General features: G+C 71.9%; 16 protein-coding genes. 6 read left to right on the plus strand and 10 right to left on the minus strand.

Going from position 1 to position 19,557, the window contains the following annotated elements; translation table 11 throughout:
- Positions 1 to 179: 179 nt before the first annotated feature.
- Positions 180 to 2,693, plus strand: coding sequence for an ATP-binding protein (locus AB0E85_RS22110; protein WP_361929730.1), 2,514 nt, complete (start codon positions 180 to 182; stop codon positions 2,691 to 2,693).
- Positions 2,694 to 2,768: 75 nt separating this feature from the next.
- Here AB0E85_RS22110 and nucS read toward each other — a convergent pair whose 3' ends face one another.
- Complete coding sequence (gene nucS, locus AB0E85_RS22115) at positions 2,769 to 3,440, minus strand: endonuclease NucS (protein WP_361929733.1); 672 nt, start codon at positions 3,438 to 3,440, stop codon at positions 2,769 to 2,771.
- 253 nt (positions 3,441 to 3,693) lie between these two features.
- On the opposite strand from nucS, the gene AB0E85_RS22120 reads away from it, so the two are divergent.
- The gene (locus tag AB0E85_RS22120) at positions 3,694 to 4,086 is read left to right on the plus strand and encodes an SCO5389 family protein (protein ID WP_361929736.1); all 393 of its coding nucleotides are present in this window, start codon (positions 3,694 to 3,696) and stop codon (positions 4,084 to 4,086) included.
- An 84-nt stretch (positions 4,087 to 4,170) separates the two neighbouring features.
- Here AB0E85_RS22120 and AB0E85_RS22125 read toward each other — a convergent pair whose 3' ends face one another.
- Positions 4,171 to 5,199, minus strand: coding sequence for an LLM class flavin-dependent oxidoreductase (locus AB0E85_RS22125; protein WP_361929738.1), 1,029 nt, complete (start codon positions 5,197 to 5,199; stop codon positions 4,171 to 4,173).
- A 264-nt stretch (positions 5,200 to 5,463) separates the two neighbouring features.
- Here AB0E85_RS22125 and AB0E85_RS22130 point away from each other — a divergent pair, with 264 nt between their 5' ends.
- A complete protein-coding gene (locus tag AB0E85_RS22130) occupies positions 5,464 to 5,796 on the plus strand; it encodes an ATP/GTP-binding protein (RefSeq protein WP_361929741.1) in 333 nt (110 codons plus the stop codon).
- Positions 5,797 to 5,802: 6 nt separating this feature from the next.
- On the opposite strand, the gene AB0E85_RS22135 is transcribed toward AB0E85_RS22130, so the two are convergent.
- The 7 genes from AB0E85_RS22135 to mce all read right to left on the minus strand — a co-directional run bounded on the left by AB0E85_RS22135 (position 5,803) and on the right by mce (position 15,703).
- Positions 5,803 to 6,684 (minus strand): ABC transporter permease, encoded by an 882-nt coding sequence (locus AB0E85_RS22135; RefSeq protein WP_361929744.1) that lies wholly within the window; start codon positions 6,682 to 6,684, stop codon positions 5,803 to 5,805.
- Positions 6,681 to 8,012 carry an ABC transporter ATP-binding protein gene (locus AB0E85_RS22140; RefSeq protein WP_361929746.1) on the minus strand — a complete coding sequence of 444 codons (1,332 nt, stop codon included), beginning with the start codon at positions 8,010 to 8,012 and terminating at the stop codon, positions 6,681 to 6,683. The genes AB0E85_RS22135 and AB0E85_RS22140 overlap by 4 nt, the downstream gene beginning before the upstream one ends.
- A gap of 122 nt (positions 8,013 to 8,134) precedes the next feature.
- On the minus strand, positions 8,135 to 8,905 hold the full coding sequence (locus AB0E85_RS22145) for an ABC transporter permease (RefSeq protein WP_359156658.1): 771 nt from the start codon (positions 8,903 to 8,905) through the stop codon (positions 8,135 to 8,137).
- 2 nt (positions 8,906 to 8,907) lie between these two features.
- Entirely contained in the window at positions 8,908 to 9,876 is a 969-nt protein-coding gene (locus tag AB0E85_RS22150; RefSeq protein ID WP_361929750.1) for an ABC transporter ATP-binding protein, read from the minus strand.
- An 86-nt stretch (positions 9,877 to 9,962) separates the two neighbouring features.
- Positions 9,963 to 10,898: a cellulose-binding protein gene (locus tag AB0E85_RS22155; protein WP_031107949.1), complete on the minus strand. Its 936-nt coding sequence runs from the start codon at positions 10,896 to 10,898 to the stop codon at positions 9,963 to 9,965.
- A 183-nt stretch (positions 10,899 to 11,081) separates the two neighbouring features.
- Entirely contained in the window at positions 11,082 to 15,029 is a 3,948-nt protein-coding gene (gene scy / locus AB0E85_RS22160) for a polarized growth protein Scy (RefSeq protein WP_361929753.1), read from the minus strand.
- 233 nt (positions 15,030 to 15,262) lie between these two features.
- The gene (gene mce, locus AB0E85_RS22165) at positions 15,263 to 15,703 is read right to left on the minus strand and encodes a methylmalonyl-CoA epimerase (RefSeq protein WP_031107947.1); all 441 of its coding nucleotides are present in this window, start codon (positions 15,701 to 15,703) and stop codon (positions 15,263 to 15,265) included.
- A gap of 148 nt (positions 15,704 to 15,851) precedes the next feature.
- Here mce and AB0E85_RS22170 point away from each other — a divergent pair, with 148 nt between their 5' ends.
- On the plus strand, positions 15,852 to 17,060 hold the full coding sequence (locus tag AB0E85_RS22170) for an acetyl-CoA C-acetyltransferase (protein WP_361929757.1): 1,209 nt from the start codon (positions 15,852 to 15,854) through the stop codon (positions 17,058 to 17,060).
- Between the two features lie 47 nt (positions 17,061 to 17,107).
- A complete protein-coding gene (meaB, locus tag AB0E85_RS22175) occupies positions 17,108 to 18,064 on the plus strand; it encodes a methylmalonyl Co-A mutase-associated GTPase MeaB (protein ID WP_361929760.1) in 957 nt (318 codons plus the stop codon).
- Positions 18,065 to 18,513: 449 nt separating this feature from the next.
- Here meaB and AB0E85_RS22180 read toward each other — a convergent pair whose 3' ends face one another.
- Positions 18,514 to 19,173 (minus strand): PepSY domain-containing protein, encoded by a 660-nt coding sequence (locus AB0E85_RS22180; RefSeq protein ID WP_361929763.1) that lies wholly within the window; start codon positions 19,171 to 19,173, stop codon positions 18,514 to 18,516.
- Between the two features lie 116 nt (positions 19,174 to 19,289).
- On the opposite strand from AB0E85_RS22180, the gene AB0E85_RS22185 reads away from it, so the two are divergent.
- Positions 19,290 to 19,557 (plus strand): response regulator (locus AB0E85_RS22185; protein ID WP_361929765.1); only part of this gene is annotated, 268 nt, incomplete at its 3' end.

The raw sequence follows: 19,557 nt of genomic DNA on the forward strand, positions 1-19,557 counted from the left end.
TGACGTTACGGACGGCGCGGTACCCCGGACTGTCGTAGATACTGTGCGAAGGTTTAGGGTTCGGCTGCCCGCTGCCTTGACACCCTTCGGCGGGACCGGACCAGAAGCGACAGCGCGGTGTGCAGCAAGGCCGGGAGGGGCTTTTCCAAGCACACACACGCTTTTGGGGGGCTTGACCTATGGATCCTGACAACCAGGGACCCGAGGAGTACGGCCACGAAGGTGACGGCCCCGCGCCGCGCCAGCGCCCTCCCAGGGAATCCCTCACACCGGACTTCGCGCAGCACGCGCCGGCACTCGCGCGCACGGTGCAGCTGGTCTCCGGCGACTTCCTGCTGACCGTCAACCCCGTCGACGGCAGCGAGATAGAGGCCTGCCCGCCCGCCGAACGACCCGCCCGGCCCGTGAAGCTCACCGCTGCCGAGCGCGCCGAGGCGGAGCGCGCCGCCCGCCCGCCCGTCCCGCCCGGCCCCGCGCTGCCCGCCCTGCCGCTGCTGGCCCGCCAGGACGAGCGCGAGCGTCTGGTGCGCCTGCTCGCCCGCGGCCGCTCCACGCGCCTCACCGGTGCGGCCGGCTCCGGCCGCACCCGCCTCCTCGACCTCGTCGCCGAGGACTGCTCCGACCTCGCCCCCGACGGTGTCGTGCGCCTCAACGGCTTCGGACGCACCGCCGGCGACCTGCTGTACGACCTGTTCCACGCCGTCTACAGCGCCCCGCTGCACCGCCCGGACCGGGACGAACTGCTCACCTACGTCCGTGAGATCGGCGCGGTCGTCGTCCTCGACGACCTGGAGTTCGGCGGCGCCGCGCTCGACGAGCTGCTGGAGGCGACCCCCGAGTGCGCCTTCCTGCTCGGCGCCACCCCGGACGTGCCGGCTCCCTCCGCCGACGCCGCCGTCGAGGAGGTCCTCCTCGGCGGGCTGGAGCGCGCCGCCGGGCTCGACCTGCTGGAACACGCCGTCGGCCGGACCCTCACCGAGGACGAGTCCAACTGGGCGGGCGACCTCTGGTTCGAGTCCGAGGGCCTGCCGCTGCGCTTCGTCCAGGCCGGCGCTCTGCTGCGGCAGCGCGACCGGCTGCGCGCCGGCACCAGTGCCGTCGACGAGTTCGGTGTCTTCGAGGACGTGCCCCCGGCCGACCCCGCCGACGCCTACGACCTCGGTGACGACGTGCCGCTGCCGGCGCTCGGCGAGGCCGCAGCGCCCGCGCCGCTGCTCGCCTCCCGGCTGAGCGCCTCCGCCCGCGCCACCCTGCGGTTCGCCGTCGCCCTGGGCGGTGAGGTCCCGCACCAGGCGCATCTGCCCGCCCTGGTCGGCGACACCCACGCGGACGCCGCACTCGGCGAACTGGCCGCCTGCGGCCTGGTCTCCCCGGTCGGATCCCGCTACCGCCTCGCGGCCGGGGTGCCGGCCCAGCTGGAGGCCGCCGGGTACGCCGACGAGGCCGAGGCCGGCGCCCGCAGCGCCGCCCAGCACTACTCCTGGTGGGCCGGGCACCCCTCGGTCACCCCGGAGCGCGTGTGCGCCGAGGCGGACGCGATCCTCGCCGCCCTGGCCCTCCTCGGACCGGCCACCCGCCCGCCCGCCGAGGACGAGGAGAGCGCGGCCGTCCACCTGGCCCGCACCGCCGCCCCCGCGTTCGCCGCCGGACTGCACTGGAGCGCCTGGGAGCGGGCCCTGCGGGCCGGCGCCGAGGCCGCCCGGCTCGCCGGCGACGTCGGCGAGGAGGCCTACTTCCACCACGAGCTCGGTGTCCTCGCCCTGTGCGGGGGGCAGCTCGACCGGGCCCGCGCCGAACTGGAGGCCTCCATCGGCCTGCGCGGCGCCCTCGCCGACAAGCGCGGGACCGTCGCCGGCCGCCGCGCCCTGGCCTTGGTCGCCGACCGCTCGGGCACGCCGATCGGGCTCGGGCCGACCGCGGGGGAGGAGGTGCCCGACGCCCGTGACGAGGAGTCGGCGTCCCCGCCCGGCGGTGTTCCGGCGGCCTTCCCGACGCTCCAGAAGCCGCCTTCCCCGACCCTGGTCACCCACCGCAGCTCGCCCGCGCCCTCGCGCAAGGCGCGCGGCGGCCTCCAGGGCCTGGCCCGGCGCAACCTCGTGGCCGCCGGTGCCGGTGCCCTGCTCGTCGCCGTCCTGGGCACGGTGGTGACGCTCGGCGCCACCTCCGACAAGGATCAGAACCCGCCGTCCGATCAGGTCGGCGTCAACCCCTCCGCCAGCCAGGGCATCAACGACGGCAGCCTCGGCGCCGACCGGCCGGCGAACGAGGGCGGGGGCGGGGCCGGCACCGGCGAGGCGGCCGCCCGCCCGACCGACCCGGGCCCGGACGGCACCCTCGGCACGTCGGACGACCCCACGCCGACGGACTCCCCGAGCGGTTCGCAGGACCCCGGTGACTCCGCGTCGCCGTCGAAGCCGTCGTCGTCCTCGAAGCCGCCGTCCTCGCCGAAGCCGAGTTCGCCGAAGCCGCCTTCGTCCTCGACCAAACCGCCGACGAACCCGTCGACCCCGTCCTCGCCGACGCCTACGCCGTCGGACCCGGGAACGCCCACACCGACGACCACCCCGCCCACGACCAGCCCGTCCACCTCCGACTCGGCCAGCGGTCCGGCGCCGAGCGCTCCCACGAGCACCACCGCGAGTGCGTCGGAGAGCACCACGGGCACGCCGAGCGGCTCGGAGACGGTGATCTGACACCCGTGCACACGGCAGGGCCGGGTCCGTTCCGCGGACCCGGCCCTGTTCGTCTGTTCGTCTTCGGAGCGGCTGTCAGAACAGCCGCAGCTTGTCGTCCTCGATGCCCCGCAGCGCGTCGTAGTCGAGGACCTGGCAGCCGATGCCGCGGTCGGTGGCGAGGACGCGGGCCTGGGGCTTGATCTCCTGGGCGGCGAAGACACCGCGCACCGGGGCGAGACGGGGATCGCGGTTCAGCAGCTCCAGATAGCGCGTGAGCTGCTCCACGCCGTCGATCTCACCGCGCCGCTTGATCTCCACCGCGACGGTTTTGCCGTCGGCGTCCCGGCACAGGATGTCGACCGGCCCGATGGCCGTGGGGTACTCGCGGCGGATCAGCGTGTAGCCCTCGCCGAGTGTCTCGATGCGGTCGGCGAGCAGCTCCTGGAGGTGCGCTTCCACGCCGTCCTTGATCAGGCCGGGATCGACGCCCAGTTCGTGCGAGGAGTCGTGGAGCACTTCCTCCATCGTGATGATGAGCTTCTCGCCCGCCTTGTTGACGACGGTCCAGACGCCCTCTTCCTCGCCGGTGCCCTCTTTCAGGGTGCACGGCGGCGACATCCAGTTCAGGGGCTTGTAGGCCCGGTCGTCGGCGTGGATCGAGACGCTGCCGTCCGCCTTCACCAGGATCAGGCGCGGGGCCGAGGGAAGGTGGGCGGTGAGCCGCCCGGCGTAGTCCACGGAGCAGCGGGCAATGACGAGACGCATGGTCGGCAACGCTACTCGACGGGCGCCTGTCGACGCGATTCGCCCTGGAAAACACGTGTTCGGTAATGGCCGATTGTGTGCACGGTGTGCTCAGCGGGAGTGTCTCATCTGCGCATTTTCCTGGTGCGGTCACCGTACGTTGCTTACCGTATGAACGGGAGGTCGCGAGGCGTGTACGCAGCGTGTCCGGTATCGCGAACTCCCCCTATCTGTCCGGCAACCCCTGCTCACCGGGGGTGCGAGAGGAGAACTCATGTCGCTCGACGTCTCACCGGCCCTACTCGAACAGGCCGAGCGAGGCGAGGTCGACGAAGCGGAATTCGTCGACTGCGTCCGGATCTCCCTGCCTTACGCATGGGAGATGATCAGCTCACTGGTGGCCCAGCTGAAGGTGGACGGCGGCGCGTTCGCCGACAACCAGACGCCCCCGCCGGACGAGCAGGCACGCGGCCAGCTGCTGCGTGCGCTTGCGAGTGACGCGATACGCGGCGCGCTGCAACGGCACTTCGGTGTGCGGCTGGCTTTCCAGAACTGCCACCGGGTGGCCGTGTTCCCGCTTGACTCCTCGGTCGACGAGAAGCTGGGCCGCTTCACCTCGGTCCGCAGCCAGGTGCTGAACCAGTCACCCGAGTTCCGGGACTGCTGACGCGGCGCCGCTTGCTTGCCGCTCCGTATGCGGGAGGTGCAGTTCTGTACCGGAGCGGCAAGCCCCCAGGAACCCCCCGCGCCCTCAGGCGAGTTGGGGGAGCACCTCGGCGCCCAGCCGCCGCACGTTCTCCTCGGTCGCCGCCAGGTCCCCGGAGCCCTCGACGAGCAGCGCGAAGCGGGAGATGCCCGTCCGCTCGCTGGTCGCCGCGAGCCGGTCCGCGCACAGCCGCGGGGTGCCCACCGGGTGCAGTCCGCAGAGCAGTTCGGTGTACGCCAGCGGGTCGCGCATCCGGCGTGTGCGCCCGTCGACCGTCACATGGGCCTCCAGGCCCTGCTTCAGCCAGCCCGGCATCGCCTTCATCAGCGTCTCCGCCGCGTCGACCCGCCGGTCCGCGATCTGGCAGACGCCGGCCGACACGTGGGACGCGCCCCGGATCTCCTCCGGCGAGCGGCCGCAGGCCCGCGCGTGCTGCCGCCACAGCGCGACCATCTCGGCCTTCTCCTCGTCCCCCACGTGCATCCCGAGCAGCATCGAAAGACCCCGCTCGGCCGCCAGCCGCACACTCGACGGCGAGGTGCAGGCGACGACCAGCTCGGGCCCCGTGGCCTCCGTCAGCGCCTCCGACGGCCGGGGCACCACCGGGACTGCACGGAAGCGGAAGCGCTCCCCGTCGGCCGCCACGGACGACTCGCGCAGCCACCGCACCAGCAGCTCCAGGGACTCCGGGAACCCCTTCTCGTACGCCTCCAGGCCCGCGCCGAACACCTCCAGGTCGACCCACGGGCCGCCGCGCCCGACACCGAGCGTGAAACGGCCGCCGCTCGTGTGGTGCAGCAGTGCCGCCTGTTCGCCGAGCGCCACGGGGTGGACGGTCGGCAGGACGCTGACCGCCGTGCCGACCCGGATACGGCGGGTGCGGCCCAGCAGTAAGGCGGCCAGGGTGATGGCCGACGGACATGTGCCGTACGGCACGAAGTGGTGCTCGGCCAGCCAGACCGTGTCGAGCCCGGCCTCCTCGGCCACCTCGGCCGAGCGGACCGCGCGGTGCAGCGCCTCTCCCTCGCCCTGACCGGGGAACTGGGCCGCCAACACGAAACTTCCAACGCGCATTGCTTTCCTGCTTCCTTGGCTCCGACACGGAGCTCCCCCACAGCGCATAACCGTCTGACACGTGCCGAGGACACGGCCGGGCGGAGTATTTTGCGGATTGTCTGCAGAATGGGGCGTTCCGCCGGGGGCCCTGGGAGGACACCGTGGCCGGTTCCGCCGCGCCCGCGAAGGACTTGTGGCGATTGGCGCCGTACGCGTACCCGTGTCCGCGCCGCGTAGGCTGGAAGCGGCCCGTGCTTCCTGTATAGCTCCGAGAGGTGTCCCGTGTCCCCGCGTCGCAACCGACCCAAGGGCGCCGCTTCGTCCGGCTCGAGCGCCGAGGGCGACCGTCCCGGCCGCTACGGCGGCTGGCAGTCCTCGGAGAACTGGCAGGGCGAGAACTGGAGCGTGCGGCACGTGGCCGGCGCGAGCGCGCAGGGCAAGTCCTACCGCTGCCCCGGCTGCGACCAGATGATCCCGGACGGGGTGCCGCACGTGGTGGCCTGGGCCGAGCACACGGGTGTCGACGACCGCAGACACTGGCACAAGGCCTGCTGGAACGCGCGGGACCGCCGCACCCCGGGGGTGCAGCGGTCCCGTAACGCGCCGAAGTTCTGAGCGGACTCAGACGTCCCGCTTCTCCAGCAGCGCGAAGGCGCCCGCGAAGGCGACGGCCGTGGCGCCGAGGATGATCCACAGCGGGTCCCAGCCGGACGGGCCGGACTGGCTGAGGGAGTTGGCGTAGAAGACGCTGAGCTGGTTCGGGATCGAGTACTCGAACAGGGCGTCGCGCACGCCTTGCAGGGACTCCGAGAACATGAACAGCGCGATCACCAGCGGGGCCAGCACGGCGCCGATCATGATCGTGATGGCGCCGGCCGAGTGCCGGATCATCGAGCCGACGAGGAGCGAGAGCAGGCCCAGCAGCGCGACGTAGAGCGAGATGCCGACCGTGCCCTTCAGCCACTCACCGCCGGAGGGCGACTCGGCGCCGTCGCCCTCCAGCATCGCCACGTGCAGGAAGGCGACGAGGGACGCGGACACCAGCGTCACGGTGAACGCCGTCAGGAAGAACACCACGGCCTTCGCCGCCAGCACCCTGCCCCGGCTCGGGCACGCGACCATCGTGGTGCGGATCATGCCGGTGCCGTACTCCGAGGCCGTGGTCAGCACGCCCAGCGTGATGATGCACATGCTGCCCAGCAGCAGCCCGAAGAAGCCCAGGCCGAGAGGGCTCTCGCCGTCCAGGGCCGGGTCGGAGTTGGCCACCACCACGCCGGTCAGCAGACCGATGCCGACGACGAGCAGGACGAACACGCCGAGCGTCCACATCGTGGAGCGCACCGACCTGATCTTCGTCCACTCGGAGGCGATGGCGTTGCCGAGGTGCGTGCGCACGACGGGGATCGGCGAGGTGTAGCCGGGGCTGCCGGCGTACGGGGCGGAACCGGGCGCCGCCTGCCAGGCGGGCGCGGCCTGCGGCATCTGGGACTGGGGGCTGCTCATCGGGCGTCCTCGGGCTCGGTCAGGTCGGAGGTCGGGGCGGCGGCGGGCGCCGGCGGCGCCGGAGCGGGCTGCGCGGGGGCCGAGGCGGCCGGCGGGGCGGCGGGGGCCGCGGGTGCCTGCGGGGCGGGCTGTGCGGTGCCCTGAGGCGCCTGGGGCGCCGGCTGGGCGTACGGGTTGGGTGCTCCGGCCCCGGGGGCGCCAGGGGCGCTCGGAGCGGCGCCGGGAGCCCCCGGGGCGCCGTACGGGCCCGCCGGAGCCTGTCCCGGAGCGCCCTGCGGCGCAGCCGGGAACGGCTGGCCGCCCTGCTGGGGCGGCGGCGGGGCGTACCAGCCCGGCTGGCCCTGACCGGGTACCGGCATCGGCGGCTGCGCGCCGGGCGGCAGCGGCTGCTGGAGCCCTTCCTTCTGGTCGATCGTCGAGCGGTAGTCGACGGCGCCCTGCGTCATCCGCATGTACGCCTCCTCCAGGGAGGCCTGGTGCGGCGACAGTTCCCACAGCCGTACGTCGTGGTCGTGCGCGATGTCGCTGATGCGCGGCAGGGCCAGCCCCGTGACGCGCAGAGCGCCGTCCTGCTCGGGCAGCACATGGCCGCCCGACTCGGTCAGCGCGGCCGACAGCTTCTCGCGCTGCTGCGGCTCGGTGTCGGGGGTGCGCACCCGCGCGAAGTCCGCGGAGTTCGCCGAGATGAAGTCGGTCACGCTCATGTCGGCGAGCAGCTGACCGCGCCCGATGACGATGAGGTGGTCGGCGGTCAGCGCCATCTCGCTCATCAGGTGGGAGGAGACGAAGACCGTGCGGCCCTCCGCCGCCAGCGCCTTCATCAGGTTGCGCACCCAGAGGATGCCCTCCGGGTCGAGGCCGTTGACCGGCTCGTCGAACAGCAGCACCTGCGGGTCGCCGAGCAGCGCCGCGGCGATGCCGAGCCGCTGCCCCATGCCGAGGGAGAAGCCCTTGGACCGCTTCTTGGCCACGTCCTGGAGACCGACGACCCCGAGCACCTCGTCCACCCGCCGGGCCGGGATGCCCGACAGCTGGGCCAGCGAGAGCAGGTGGTTGCGGGCGGACCGGCCGCCGTGCACCGCCTTGGCGTCCAGCAGGGCACCGACCTGGCGGGCGGCGTTGGGCAGCCTGCGGTACGGATAGCCGCCGATCGTCACCTGCCCGGCCGTCGGATTGTCCAGGCCGAGGATCATCCGCATCGTCGTGGACTTGCCCGAACCGTTCGGCCCGAGGAAGCCGGTGACGGCCCCGGGCCGCACCTGGAAGGAAAGGTTGTACACAGCGGTCTTGTCGCCGTAGCGCTTCGTCAGGCCGACTGCTTCGATCATGCTCCGCACCCATCGCAAGGTTCAGGACAGCGGGGCACACGCCCCCGTAAGGGTTAGGAGGATATCGAGGCGCTGACGGTTCCTTCCAAGAGGAGGTAAAAGGCCGGCCCGCGTCCGTCCCTCTAGGCGTCGCGCTTCTTCAGCAGCACGTAACCGCCGACGAGCGCGGCGAGCACCCACAACCCCATGATCCCGAGGCCGCCCCAGGGCCCGTACGGGGTGTCGTCGTCGATCGGCGTGACCACCTGCATGATCTTGCTGCCGGCCTGGTCGGGAAGAAACCGGCCGACCTTCTTCGTCGCGTCGACATTGCCCAGGATGTTGGAGATCAGGAAGAAGAACGGCATCAGGATGCCCAGTGACAGCATCGGTGAGCGCAGCATCGCGGCGACGCCCATGGAGAACATCGCGATCAGCGCCATGTAGAGGCCGCCGCCGAACACGGCCCGCAGCACCCCCGGGTCGCCGATCTCCGCCCGGTGCGAGCCCAGCATCGCCTGCCCCAGGAAGAAGGCGGCGAAGCTGGTGACGAGGCCGACCAGGAGGGCGAGCCCACTGGCGACGGCGATCTTGCTGAACAGGAAGGAGCCGCGCTGCGGCACCGCGGCCAGCGAGGTGCGGATCATGCCGGTGCTGTACTCGTTCGACACGACCAGCACCCCGAAGACGATCATCGCGAGCTGACCGAGACTCATCCCCGCGAAGCTGATGAACGTGGGGTCGAACTCGGCCCGGTCCTGCGCGTTCATCGAGTCGAACTCGTTCTTCGACAGCGCCGAGATCAGCATGCCGAGGGCGACCGTCACGACCACCACCAGCGAGAGGGTCCACACCGTGGACGCCACCGACCGGATCTTGGTCCACTCCGACCGAACGACCTGTGTCGTCGCCATGCTCAACCCCTCTTCCAGCCGTCGCCCCACTGCTGCCGCGCCGGCTCGGGGCCCGTCGCGCTCGTCCCGCTGTGTGCGTGGTACTCCACCGACTCCGCGGTCAGCTGCATGAACGCCTCCTCCAGCGAGGCCTGTTGCGGGCTCAGCTCGTGCAGCGTGATCCGGTGCTGCGCCGCCAGCTCACCGATCTGCTCGGCCTTGCCGCCGTCCACCTCCAGCACCCCGTCCCCGCTCTCCACCGCCACCACCCCGGCCTGGTGCAGCACATCGAGCAGCCGCTCCCGCTGCGGACTGCGGACCCGGACGTAACTGCGTGAGTTGCGGGCGATGAAGTCCGCCATGGAGGTGTCCGCGAGCAGCCTGCCCTGCCCGATGACGACCAGGTGCTCGGCCGTCAGGGCCATCTCGCTCATCAGATGGGAGGAGACGAACACGGTCCGGCCCTGCGCGGCGAGCGATTTCATCAGCGTGCGGATCCAGTGGATGCCCTCGGGGTCGAGGCCGTTGACCGGCTCGTCGAACATCAGGATCCGCGGGTCGCCGAGCAGTGCGGCGGCGATGCCGAGCCGCTGTCCCATGCCCATCGAGAAGCCCTTGGTCTTCTTCTTCGCGACCGCTGTCAGCCCGACCGTCTCCAGCACGTCCCGCACGCGGCCGCTCGGAATGCCGTTGCTCTGCGCGAGACACAGCAGATGGTTGTAGGCGGTGCGCCCGCCGTGCCATGCCTTGGCCTCCAGCAGGGCGCCGATGTACGTCAGCGGATCCTTGAGCTGCTGGTAGTGCTTGCCGTCGATACGGACGTCGCCCGCGGTCGGGTGGTCCAGGCCCAGGATCATCCGCATGGTCGTCGACTTGCCCGCGCCGTTCGGCCCCAGGAAGCCGGTGACGATGCCCGGTCTCACGGTGAAGGACAGGTTGTTGACCGCCACCTTCTCGCCGTACCGCTTGGTCAGCCCCTCCAGCTCAATCATGACCGCCACGCTAGAGCGCGGCAAAGCCCTCTGCCACCCGAGCGGCAGAGGGCTTTGCGGAGGTTCAGACTCCGTATGCCGGGCTGTTACCGGGACTGCTGGGCCGGGACCCCACGGGAGATGGGCTCGTCCTCGGCCGGCGTGCCGGCGGCGGCCACCGCGGCGCCGGTGAGCGTCGCGAGCATCTCGCGGACGTTCGTCAGCTGCGCGTTGATGGAGTCGCGACGGTTCGTCAGCGCCGCCAGCTCGCGCTCGGATTCCGAGCGGATGCGGTCGGCCTTGGCGTTGGCGTCGGCCACGATGTCCTCGGCCTGGCGCTGGGCCGTCTCCACCGTCTGGCGGGCGCGGCGCTCGGCGTCCGTGCGCAGCTTCTCGGCCTCCAGGCGCAGCTGCTCGGCGCGGTGCTCGATCTCGGCGAGGCGCTTCTCGGCCTTGGCCTGACGGGAGGCCAGGTCGCGCTCGGACTGCTCGCGGCGCTTGGCCAGGTTCGTCTCGAAGTCGGCGGCGGCCTGCGCGGCCTTCGCACGGGTCTCCTCGAAGAGGGCGTCCGCCTCCTCGCGCTTGGACTGCGCGTCCTTCTGCGCCTCGGCACGCAGCTGGGACGCGTCACTCTTGGCCTTCTCGACGATCCGCAGGCCCTCGTCCTCGGCCTTCGCCTTGCGCTCCGCCGAGTACGACTCGGCGTCGTTGCGCACCTGCTGGGCCGCCGACTCGGCGAGCTCGCGGTGCTGCTCGGCCGCGCGCCGGGCCTCCTCGCGCAGGTCCTTCGCCTCTTCCTCGGCGAGGCGGAGGATCTTCTCCACGCGCGCGCCGAGACCCGCGTACGACGGCTCGGCGTCGGTGATCTGGGCCTGGGCGTTCTGCGTCTCGAGGTGGAGCTCTTCGATGCGCTTTTCCAGAGCGGTGATGCGGGCGAGAGCGCTGTCACGGTCGGAGACGAGCTTGGAGATACGTTCGTCCACCTGAGCGCGGTCGTACCCACGCCGCACAAGCTCGAAGCCGTAGGGGGAAGTGTCGCTCATGGGGTTCCTGTCGAATGAGACCGGTGAGGTGATAGGTGGAATCCTAGGGGCCGAAACGGTGTGTCATCGAGCGGATGCGCGTTTGATCTGGAAAATGACACCCCTTTTGAGTGGCTAACCCCCGGACCGCTTGCCAAAAACTTGGTCAAAGGTCCCAGCACACACCGGATTCGCCCCGTTTGGCTAGCTATCCGAGCCCTTGCCACCCGAACGGGGTGCGCCGATCGTCGCGCCCGCCTTGACTCCGTTGTCCTTGCCCGTGGCGGGGGCCTCGAAGGACTCCAACGCCTCCAGGACGTCCTGGACACGGGAGATCTCGGCGTTGATGTCCTCGCGGCGGCGGACCAGGACCTCCAGCTCGCGCTTGCCCTCCTCGACCGTGCGCTTGGCCTCGCGGATCGCCTCGGCCTTGAGCTCCTCGGCCTCCCGGACCAGCGTGGACTTCTTCTGCTCGGCCTCCTTGAGCAGCCCCTCCGCCTTCTTCACCGCGGCGATACGGACCTTGCCCGCCTCCGAGTTGGCCTCCGAGACGATCTCCTTGGCCTTCGCCTGCGCCTTCGCCAGCTGCTCCTCGGCCGCCTTGACGAGCGCGTCGCAGCGGTCGCCCGCCGACTTCATCGTCTCGGCCGACTCGCGGCGGGCCCGCTCGTGCAGCTCCTCGATCTCGGAGGTGATGCGGTCGCGCAGCTCCTCGGCACGCTCCCTTATCTGCGTGGCGTCCCGGCGTGCGCCGACGAGCAGCTCGTCCGCGTCCGTACGGGCCTTCTCCACCAGGGAGTTGCCCTCGACCGTCGCCTCGGAGACGAGCCGGTCGGCCTCCTTGCGGGCCGCGCCCACCATGGTGTCGGCCCGCGACTCGGCCTCCGCGGTGGTCTTGTGCGCCTGCTGCTGCGCCTCGGTCAGCAGCTTGTCCGCCTCGGCCGTGGTCTCCGTGATGAGCTTGTCGACCTGCTCGGCCGCCTCGGAGCGCCGCTTGTTGGCGTCCTTGCGGGCCTCGTCCAGCGTGCGGTCGGCCTCCTCGCGCGCGGCGCCGACCAGCCGCTCCGCCTCCGCCTCCGCATCGGTCTTCACCCGACTGGCCTCGGCGCGGACCCGCTCCGCGTGGCTCTGCGCCGAACCGACCGTCTCGGCGGCCTCGGCCCGCAGCCGCTCCGCCTCGCTCGTGGCCTCCCCGACCAGCTGGTCGGCCTTGGCGACCGACTCCGAGCGCACCCGCTCGGCCTCCGTGGCCGCCTCGGAACGGACGCGCTCGGCCTCGGAGATCGCCTCCGTACGGACCCGCTCGGCCTCGGCGACCGTGTCCATGCGCAGCCGGTCGGTCTCCTGGACCGTCTCCGTCGTCAGCCGCTCCGCCTCGTTGCGGGCCTCGGTGATGAGGGTGTCCGCCTGCGTCGCCGCGTCCGAGCGGATGCGGTTGGCGTCCTCCCGGGCGTCCGCCCGGGTGCGCGAGGCGCTCTGCTCGGCCTCGGCGATCGCGTCCGACGCCTCCGTGCGCACTCGCTGGGCGTGCTCGGCGACGTCCGCGCGGATCCGCTCCGCCTCCGAGATCGCCTCGGACATCGTCCGCTCGGCGAGCGCCTTGGCCGCCTCGGACTCCTCGTGCGCCTCGCGCCGCAGCCGGCCCGCGTCCTCGCTCGCCCGCTCCCGCTCGGCGTAGGCGTCGGAGCGGACCCGGTCCGCCTCCTCCTGGGCCTCGCGGCGCGTACGGTCCGCCACGTGCTCGGCGGCGGACCGCAGACCGGTGATCTCCTCCTGGGCCTGCTCGTGCAGACCCGCGACGGAGTCCCGGACCTGCTGGGCGTGCTGCTCGGCCGCCGACACCATCTCCGTGGCACGACGGTCGGCCTCCTCGACCAGCCGTACCGCCTCGGTCTGCGCATCCTCGACGCGCTTGCGCGCCGAGGCCAGCAGCTCCTCGCTCTGCTCGCGGGCCCGCTCGCGCTCCTGGTCGGCCTCCTGCCGGGCGCTGCCGAGGAGCTCCTCGGCCTCGCGGCGGCGCCGGTTGGCCTCCTCCTGGGCGGCGGCCAGCGTCTCCGACGCCTCCGCGGCGAGCCGCTCGGCGGCGGACTGCGCCTCCGCGCGCATCCGGTCGGCGCTCTCCTGCGCCTCCGACTTCAGCCGCTCGGCCTCGCTCGCCGCCTCCGAACGCAGCCGTACGGCGACGGCCTCGCCCTCGGCCCGCGCCGCGGACGCGTCGGACGCGGCCTCGTCACGCAGCCGCTCGGCCTCCGTCTCGGCCTGCTGCTGGAGCGTCCGGATCCGCTCGGCGGCCTCGGCGCGCAGCCGCTCGTTCTCCTCGGTGGCCTCGCGGCGGATCCGCGCGGCCTCCTCACGGGCGTCCGACAGCGCCTGCTCGGCGGCCGCCAGCCGCTCCTCCGCCTCCGTCTGGAGCCGCGTCAGCTCCTCGGCTGCCTCCGCCCGGCGGACCTCTATGGCCCGCTCGGTCTCCTCGTGCAGCTCCCGCGCCGCGCGCTCGGCGTCCTCGCGGAGCGCCTCGGCCTGCTCGACGACCTCCTCGCGGTGCCGCTCGGCCTCCTGCCGGGTGCGCTGGAGGGTCTCCTCCGCCTGCCGGCGCAGCGTCGTCGCCCGCTCGATGGCCTCGGTGCGGACCTTCTCGCTGTCGGCCTGGGCCGTGGTGCGCAGCTCGTCCGCGTCCGCCTTGGCCTTGGCGAGCAGCTCCTCGGCGGACTTCGCCGCCTCCTCGATCTGCGCCACGGCCTCCTTGCGGGCCTCGGCGCGGATCTTCTCGCCCTCGTCGACCGCGTCCGCCCGCAGCTGCTCGGCCTCGCCGCGCAGCCGGCGGGCCTCCTCCTGCAGTTCGACCGTCTTGGCGCGGTACTCCTTGGTGTCGTCCTTCGCCGCGCCCTTGAGCTGCTCGGCGATGTCGTGCGCCTCGGCCCGCAGCCGGTCCGCCTCGGCCTCGGCCTCCGAGCGGATCCGCTCGGCCTCCTCGGCCGCCGCCTTCGTCGTCTTCTTGGCGTCCTCCGACGCCTTGTCGAGGACCTCCTCGGCGGTCCTGGCCGCCTTGGACAGCTGGGTCGCGGTCTCCTCGGCGGTGAGCGTGCGGGCCTTCTCGGAGGCCTCCGCGACGATCTTCTCGGCCTCGGCACGGGCGTCGGCGACCAGCTGCTCGGCCTCGGACTTGGTGTTCTCGGCCTCCTTCGTGGCCTCCTCGACCAGCCGGGCGACCTGCTCCTTGGCGGTGCGCGTGCGCGTCTCGTTCGCGGACTCGGCACTCGCCAGGGCCTTGGCGGCGGCTTCCTTGGCCTCCGTGACCAGCTTCTCCGACTCGGTCTGCGCCTTGCGCAGCGCCTCCTCGGCCTCGGTCATCCGCTGCTCGGCGGCCTTGCTCAGCTCCTGGGCCTCGCGGCGCGCCGACTCCGACTCCGTGGCGCTGGACGTGCGCAGCTGCTCGGCGTGGTCGGTGGCCTCCTGGGCCTGCGTGGAGGCGGCGTTGAGCAGGCGCTCGGCGTCCGTGCGGGCGCGGCGCAGGATCTGCTCGGCCTCGGCCCGGGCCTCCTCGGCCGCGCCGGTCAGGCGCTGCCGGGCCTCCGTCGCCAGCCGCTCGGCCTCCGCGCGGGCGGTGGCCAGGGCCTGCTCGGCCTCGGCGCGGGACTCCTCAAGCAGCCGGCGGGCCTGCTGCTCGGTGCGGGCCCGCAGCTGCTCGGCCCAGGCCACGTTCTCGTTGACGTGCGACTCGACCGTCTGGCGGCGCTCGGCCAGCTCCTGGTCCAGCTGCTGGCGGCGGGTCACCGCCTCCTGGTGCAGCTCGGCCTGGAGCCGGGCTGCCTGCTCGGCGTGCTCCTGGAGGATCCGCTGGGTCTGCGCCCGGGCCTCGCTCAGCTCGCGGTCGGCGTCCGCGCGGATCTGGTCGGCCTGCACCTGAGCGTTGCGCAGCAACTGCTCGGCCTGCCAGCCGATGTCGCCCCCCTCGAAGGAGGGCCGGGACATGATGGTGCGCCGCGCCTCGTGCAGCTTGGCGCGCAGCACCTCGACCTGGTAGCCGAGGTCCTCGGCGTGCTGGATCGCCTTTTCCCGTTCGGTCTTCAGCCGCTTCATCTCGGCTTCGAACCGAGAGAGGTGGTCGACGTCAGCCGCCGGCTCTCGCTCCTGGCTCTCGTAGCCCCGCACTGCGCGGTCCCATCCGTCCCCTGGTCGCAACACTCTCCAAACGAGCTCCGTCCATCCGCCGAACGGGGCCCCCGGGGAATGGTGTCAGATCATCGGCGGAGCAGAGGCTGCTGCCCCGACGCTCGTCCCCCGAAACCCGGACCCCGGTGGTCCTGCCGTAGCACGGCGGGACCGCGGTCACCCTGGACTGAGCGGCGACCGCACCCAACCCTACCGGCCCCTATGTACGAGGGTCAGTGCTCAGGTGACTCAACAGGCGCCGAAGTGACCAGTTCTGTCAGTACGCCATGACAGTCCTTGGGGTGCAGGAAGGTGATCCGTGACCCCATGGAACCGACTCGCGGCTCTTCGTACAGCACGCGTACGCCCTTGCCCTTGATCTCCTCGGCGTCGCCGTCGACATCTGCCGTACCGAAAGCGATGTGGTGCACGCCCTCGCCGTTCTTGGCCAGCCACTTGGCGACGGTGGAGTCCTCGCGGGTCGGCTCCAGGAGCTGGAGGTAGGAGGCGCCGCCGTCGGACGTCTCGTTGATCTTGAGCATGGCCTCGCGCACGCCCTGCTCCTCGTTGACCTCGGAGTGGAACACCTCGAAGCCGTAGGTGGCACGGTAGAACTCGACGGTCTTGTCGAGGTCGAAACAGGCGATTCCGATGTGGTCGATTCGCGTCAGCATGGATTCAGTGCAACGCCCCGGAGGTGGTTACGCAACGTGCGCGCGATCACACCGACAGCCCGATGACGGCACGGAGTGCCACTCAGTACATTCGAAGTAAACCCTCGTTCACTCCTCGGCTGTGCAGCCGGTAAGGGGATCGCAGCTCATGTCTTCTGGAACTTCCGAAGCGAACAGCTCGGTGATCGTCGCGGGAGCGCGTACGCCCATGGGGCGGTTGCTCGGATCGCTGAAGTCCTTCTCCGGAGCCGACCTCGGCGGCTTCGCGATCAAGGCCGCCCTCGACCGTGCGGGGATCGGTGGCGACCAGGTGCAGTACGTGATCATGGGCCAGGTGCTCCAGGCCGGGGCGGGGCAGATCCCGGCCCGGCAGGCCGCGGTCAAGGCCGGCATCCCCATGAACGTGCCGGCGCTGACCATCAACAAGGTGTGTCTGTCGGGCCTCGACGCCATCGCGCTCGCCGACCAGCTCATCCGCGCGGGCGAGTTCGACGTGGTCGTCGCCGGCGGCCAGGAGTCCATGACCAACGCGCCGCACCTGCTGCCGAAGTCCCGCGAGGGCTTCAAGTACGGCGCCATCCAGATGCTCGACTCCATGGCCCACGACGGTCTGACCGACTCCTTCGACGGCGTCGCCATGGGCGAGTCCACGGAGAAGCACAACACCCGTCTGGGCATCGCCCGGCCCGAGCAGGACGAGATCGCCGCGCTGTCGCACCAGCGGGCCGCCGCCGCGCAGAAGAACGGCCTGTTCGAGGCCGAGATCACGCCCGTCGAGATCCCGCAGCGCAAGGGCGACCCGGTGCTGTTCAGCAAGGACGAGGGCATTCGCGGTGACACGACCGCGGAGTCGCTCGGAAAGCTGCGTCCGGCGTTCTCCAAGGACGGCACGATCACGGCCGGTTCCGCCTCGCAGATCTCCGACGGTGCCGCCGCCGTCGTCGTGATGAGCAAGGCCAAGGCCCGGGAGCTGGGTCTGGAGTGGATCGCCGAGATCGGGGCGCACGGCAACGTGGCCGGGCCGGACAACTCGTTGCAGTCGCAGCCGTCCAACGCGATCGTGCACGCGCTGAAGAAGGAGGGCCTGGAGGTCTCGGACCTCGACCTCATCGAGATCAACGAGGCGTTCGCGGCCGTCGCCGTGCAGTCCATGAAGGATCTCGGGGTGTCCACCGAAAAGGTGAATGTCAACGGTGGGGCGATTGCGCTGGGTCACCCGATCGGTATGTCCGGTGCGCGGCTCGTGCTGCATCTCGCGCTGGAGCTGAAGCGGCGCGGCGGTGGCGTGGGCGCGGCGGCGCTGTGCGGTGGCGGCGGGCAGGGTGACGCGCTGATCGTGCGCGTGCCCAAGGCCTAGGCCCAGGCCCGAGTTTCGGTACGTCCCCTTATCTGAACGGAGCTGTGATGCAGGACGTCTCCACCCTGGTGGCCCAGGCGAGGGAGGGCCGGCCGCGGGCCGTGGCCCGGCTGATCTCCCTGGTGGAGGGGGCGTCCCCGCAGCTGCGGGAGGTCATGGCGGCGCTCGCGCCGCTGACGGGCGGGGCGTACGTGGTCGGGCTGACCGGGTCGCCCGGGGTCGGCAAGTCCACGTCGACCTCGGCGCTGGTCTCCGCCTACCGCAAGCAGGACAAGCGGGTCGGCGTGCTCGCCGTCGACCCGTCGTCGCCGTTCTCGGGCGGTGCGCTGCTCGGGGACCGGGTGCGGATGTCGGAGCACGCGTCCGACCCGGGGGTGTACATCCGGTCGATGGCGACGCGCGGGCATCTGGGCGGGCTGGCCTGGGCGGCCCCGCAGGCGATCAGGGTCCTGGACGCCGCCGGCTGCGACGTGATCCTGGTCGAGACGGTGGGTGTGGGGCAGTCCGAGGTGGAGATCGCCTCCCAGGCCGACACGTCCGTGGTGCTGCTCGCGCCGGGGATGGGGGACGGAATCCAGGCGGCCAAGGCCGGAATCCTGGAGATCGGCGACGTGTACGTCGTGAACAAGGCCGACCGGGACGGGGCGGACGCGACGGCTCGCGAGCTGAACCACATGCTGGGGCTGGGGGAGTCCCGGGGGCCGGGTGACTGGCGTCCGCCGATCGTGAAGACGGTCGCCGCGCGGGGGGAGGGCGTCGACGAGGTCGTCGAGGCGCTGGAGAAGCACCGGGCCTGGATGGAGGAGCGGGGCGTACTGGCGGAGCGGCGGGCGGCCCGGGCTTCGCGCGAGGTCGAGACGATCGCGGTGACGGCACTGCGGGAGCGGATCGGAGACCTGCACGGGGACCGGCGCCTGGATGCCCTGGCGGAGCGGATCGTCGCGGGGGAGCTGGATCCGTACCGGGCGGCTGACGAGCTGGTCGCGGGGTTGACGGAGGGCTGAGGCGCCGCCTGCCGGGGGTTGCCATCGCCGAGTCGGCGGCCGTGGCTGCTTCGGTGGGGGTGCGCGTTTTCGCCTGACGGCGGGTGGTGGGTCGGGGCCGCGCCGGGGGGTGTCCGTCCTCGGAACGTCGCGACGGGGTTGCGTGCCGACTGACTGTCCGTCGACGCGACAACCGCTGCGGGCGGACACCCCCCGACACGTCCCCTGCTCGCCGTACGCGGGTGCGGGCCGGCTGTGGTGGCGCAGGCTGCGGACGCCCGTTTCGCCTGGCTGCGAGCCGCCCGCGCTGTGGGCATGCGTGCCGCTGGGGGAGGCACCCCGCTCCGCCGGGATGCGGACCCACCCGGCTTCAGCAGCGACGCGGCGGCACCCTGCGACGCAGCGTTGCGGAACCACCCGGCCCCGGCGTCCGTGGGGACGCCGGGGCCGTGAAGAGGGGCAGCTGCTGATCAGTCCTGGTCGTCGGCGTCGTCTGCGTCGTCGTCCTGCGCGTCGGCGCGGTCCGCCGTGACCTTGCCCGACTTCAGGTCGATCTTCCAGTCCTGCTCCGCGCCGCCGGACTTGCGGGTCTCGGCCTCCCAGGACTTGTCCTTGCCGTCCTCGTCGAGGCCGACGGACGTCACCACGCCCTTGCCGGCGGCGGCCTTCGCGGCCTCCTCGGCCGTCACCGAGGAACCCTTCAGCGCGGCCCGCACCTGCGCCGTGTCGTCCTCGTCGTCGGTCTGCGCACCGAGGACCTTGCCGTTGGACGGGTCGACGCTCACGCTGTGCCAGGTGTCGTCGCCCGACAGGACGTCGACCTTCCAGACCACCTTGTCGCTGTCGTCCTCGTCGTCCAGCTCGGCGGAGACGACCGTGCCCGACGTGTGCTTCAGCGCGGAGGCGATGGCCTCGGGCGCGGTGACGTCGGAGGAGGAGACCTTGGCGGCGTCGTCGTCGCGGTCGTCGCGGTCGTCCTGGTCGTCACGGTTGCCGTCGTCCGACAGCTTCGTGTTCGCCGCCTGCCGCGCCGAGCCCTGGTCGTCTCCCGTGGTCGCGAGAGCCGTGGCCGTACCGCCTCCGATCAGAGCGGCGGCAGTCACAGCGGCGATCACGATGTTGCGCTTCATGCGGATTCCTCCCGAGTCGTTTCGTTTTCGACGTCTTCGACTCTGGCTGACGGAGGCTGAGAGGAACCTGAAGACCCCTGAAGTGATCTTCAGGTTCCCTTTGCCACTCTTTACGCATGCGCCTGTTGATCGTGGAGGACGAGAAGCGGCTGGCCCTGTCGCTCGCCAGGGGCCTGACGGCCGAGGGGTACGCCGTGGACGTCGTCCACGACGGACGGGAGGGGCTGCACCAGGCATCGGAGGGCACGTACGACCTGGTCATCCTCGACATCATGCTGCCCGGCCTGAACGGCTACCGGGTCTGCGCCGCCCTGCGCGCCGCCGGGCACGACGTGCCGATCCTGATGCTGACGGCCAAGGACGGCGAGTACGACGAGGCCGAGG

The organism is Streptomyces sp. NPDC029044, from assembly GCF_040637495.1.
Taxonomy (GTDB): domain Bacteria; phylum Actinomycetota; class Actinomycetes; order Streptomycetales; family Streptomycetaceae; genus Streptomyces.

Coding starts and splice junctions, on each gene's coding strand:
- AB0E85_RS22110 (WP_361929730.1), top strand. CDS start 180: ATGGATCCTGACAACCAGGGACCCGAGGAGTACGGCCACGAAGGTGAC.
- nucS (WP_361929733.1), bottom strand. CDS start 3,440: ATGCGTCTCGTCATTGCCCGCTGCTCCGTGGACTACGCCGGGCGGCTC.
- AB0E85_RS22120 (WP_361929736.1), top strand. CDS start 3,694: ATGTCGCTCGACGTCTCACCGGCCCTACTCGAACAGGCCGAGCGAGGC.
- AB0E85_RS22125 (WP_361929738.1), bottom strand. CDS start 5,199: ATGCGCGTTGGAAGTTTCGTGTTGGCGGCCCAGTTCCCCGGTCAGGGC.
- AB0E85_RS22135 (WP_361929744.1), bottom strand. CDS start 6,684: ATGAGCAGCCCCCAGTCCCAGATGCCGCAGGCCGCGCCCGCCTGGCAG.
- AB0E85_RS22140 (WP_361929746.1), bottom strand. CDS start 8,012: ATGATCGAAGCAGTCGGCCTGACGAAGCGCTACGGCGACAAGACCGCT.
- AB0E85_RS22145 (WP_359156658.1), bottom strand. CDS start 8,905: ATGGCGACGACACAGGTCGTTCGGTCGGAGTGGACCAAGATCCGGTCG.
- AB0E85_RS22150 (WP_361929750.1), bottom strand. CDS start 9,876: ATGATTGAGCTGGAGGGGCTGACCAAGCGGTACGGCGAGAAGGTGGCG.
- AB0E85_RS22155 (WP_031107949.1), bottom strand. CDS start 10,898: ATGAGCGACACTTCCCCCTACGGCTTCGAGCTTGTGCGGCGTGGGTAC.
- mce (WP_031107947.1), bottom strand. CDS start 15,703: ATGCTGACGCGAATCGACCACATCGGAATCGCCTGTTTCGACCTCGAC.
- AB0E85_RS22170 (WP_361929757.1), top strand. CDS start 15,852: ATGTCTTCTGGAACTTCCGAAGCGAACAGCTCGGTGATCGTCGCGGGA.
- meaB (WP_361929760.1), top strand. CDS start 17,108: ATGCAGGACGTCTCCACCCTGGTGGCCCAGGCGAGGGAGGGCCGGCCG.
- AB0E85_RS22180 (WP_361929763.1), bottom strand. CDS start 19,173: ATGAAGCGCAACATCGTGATCGCCGCTGTGACTGCCGCCGCTCTGATC.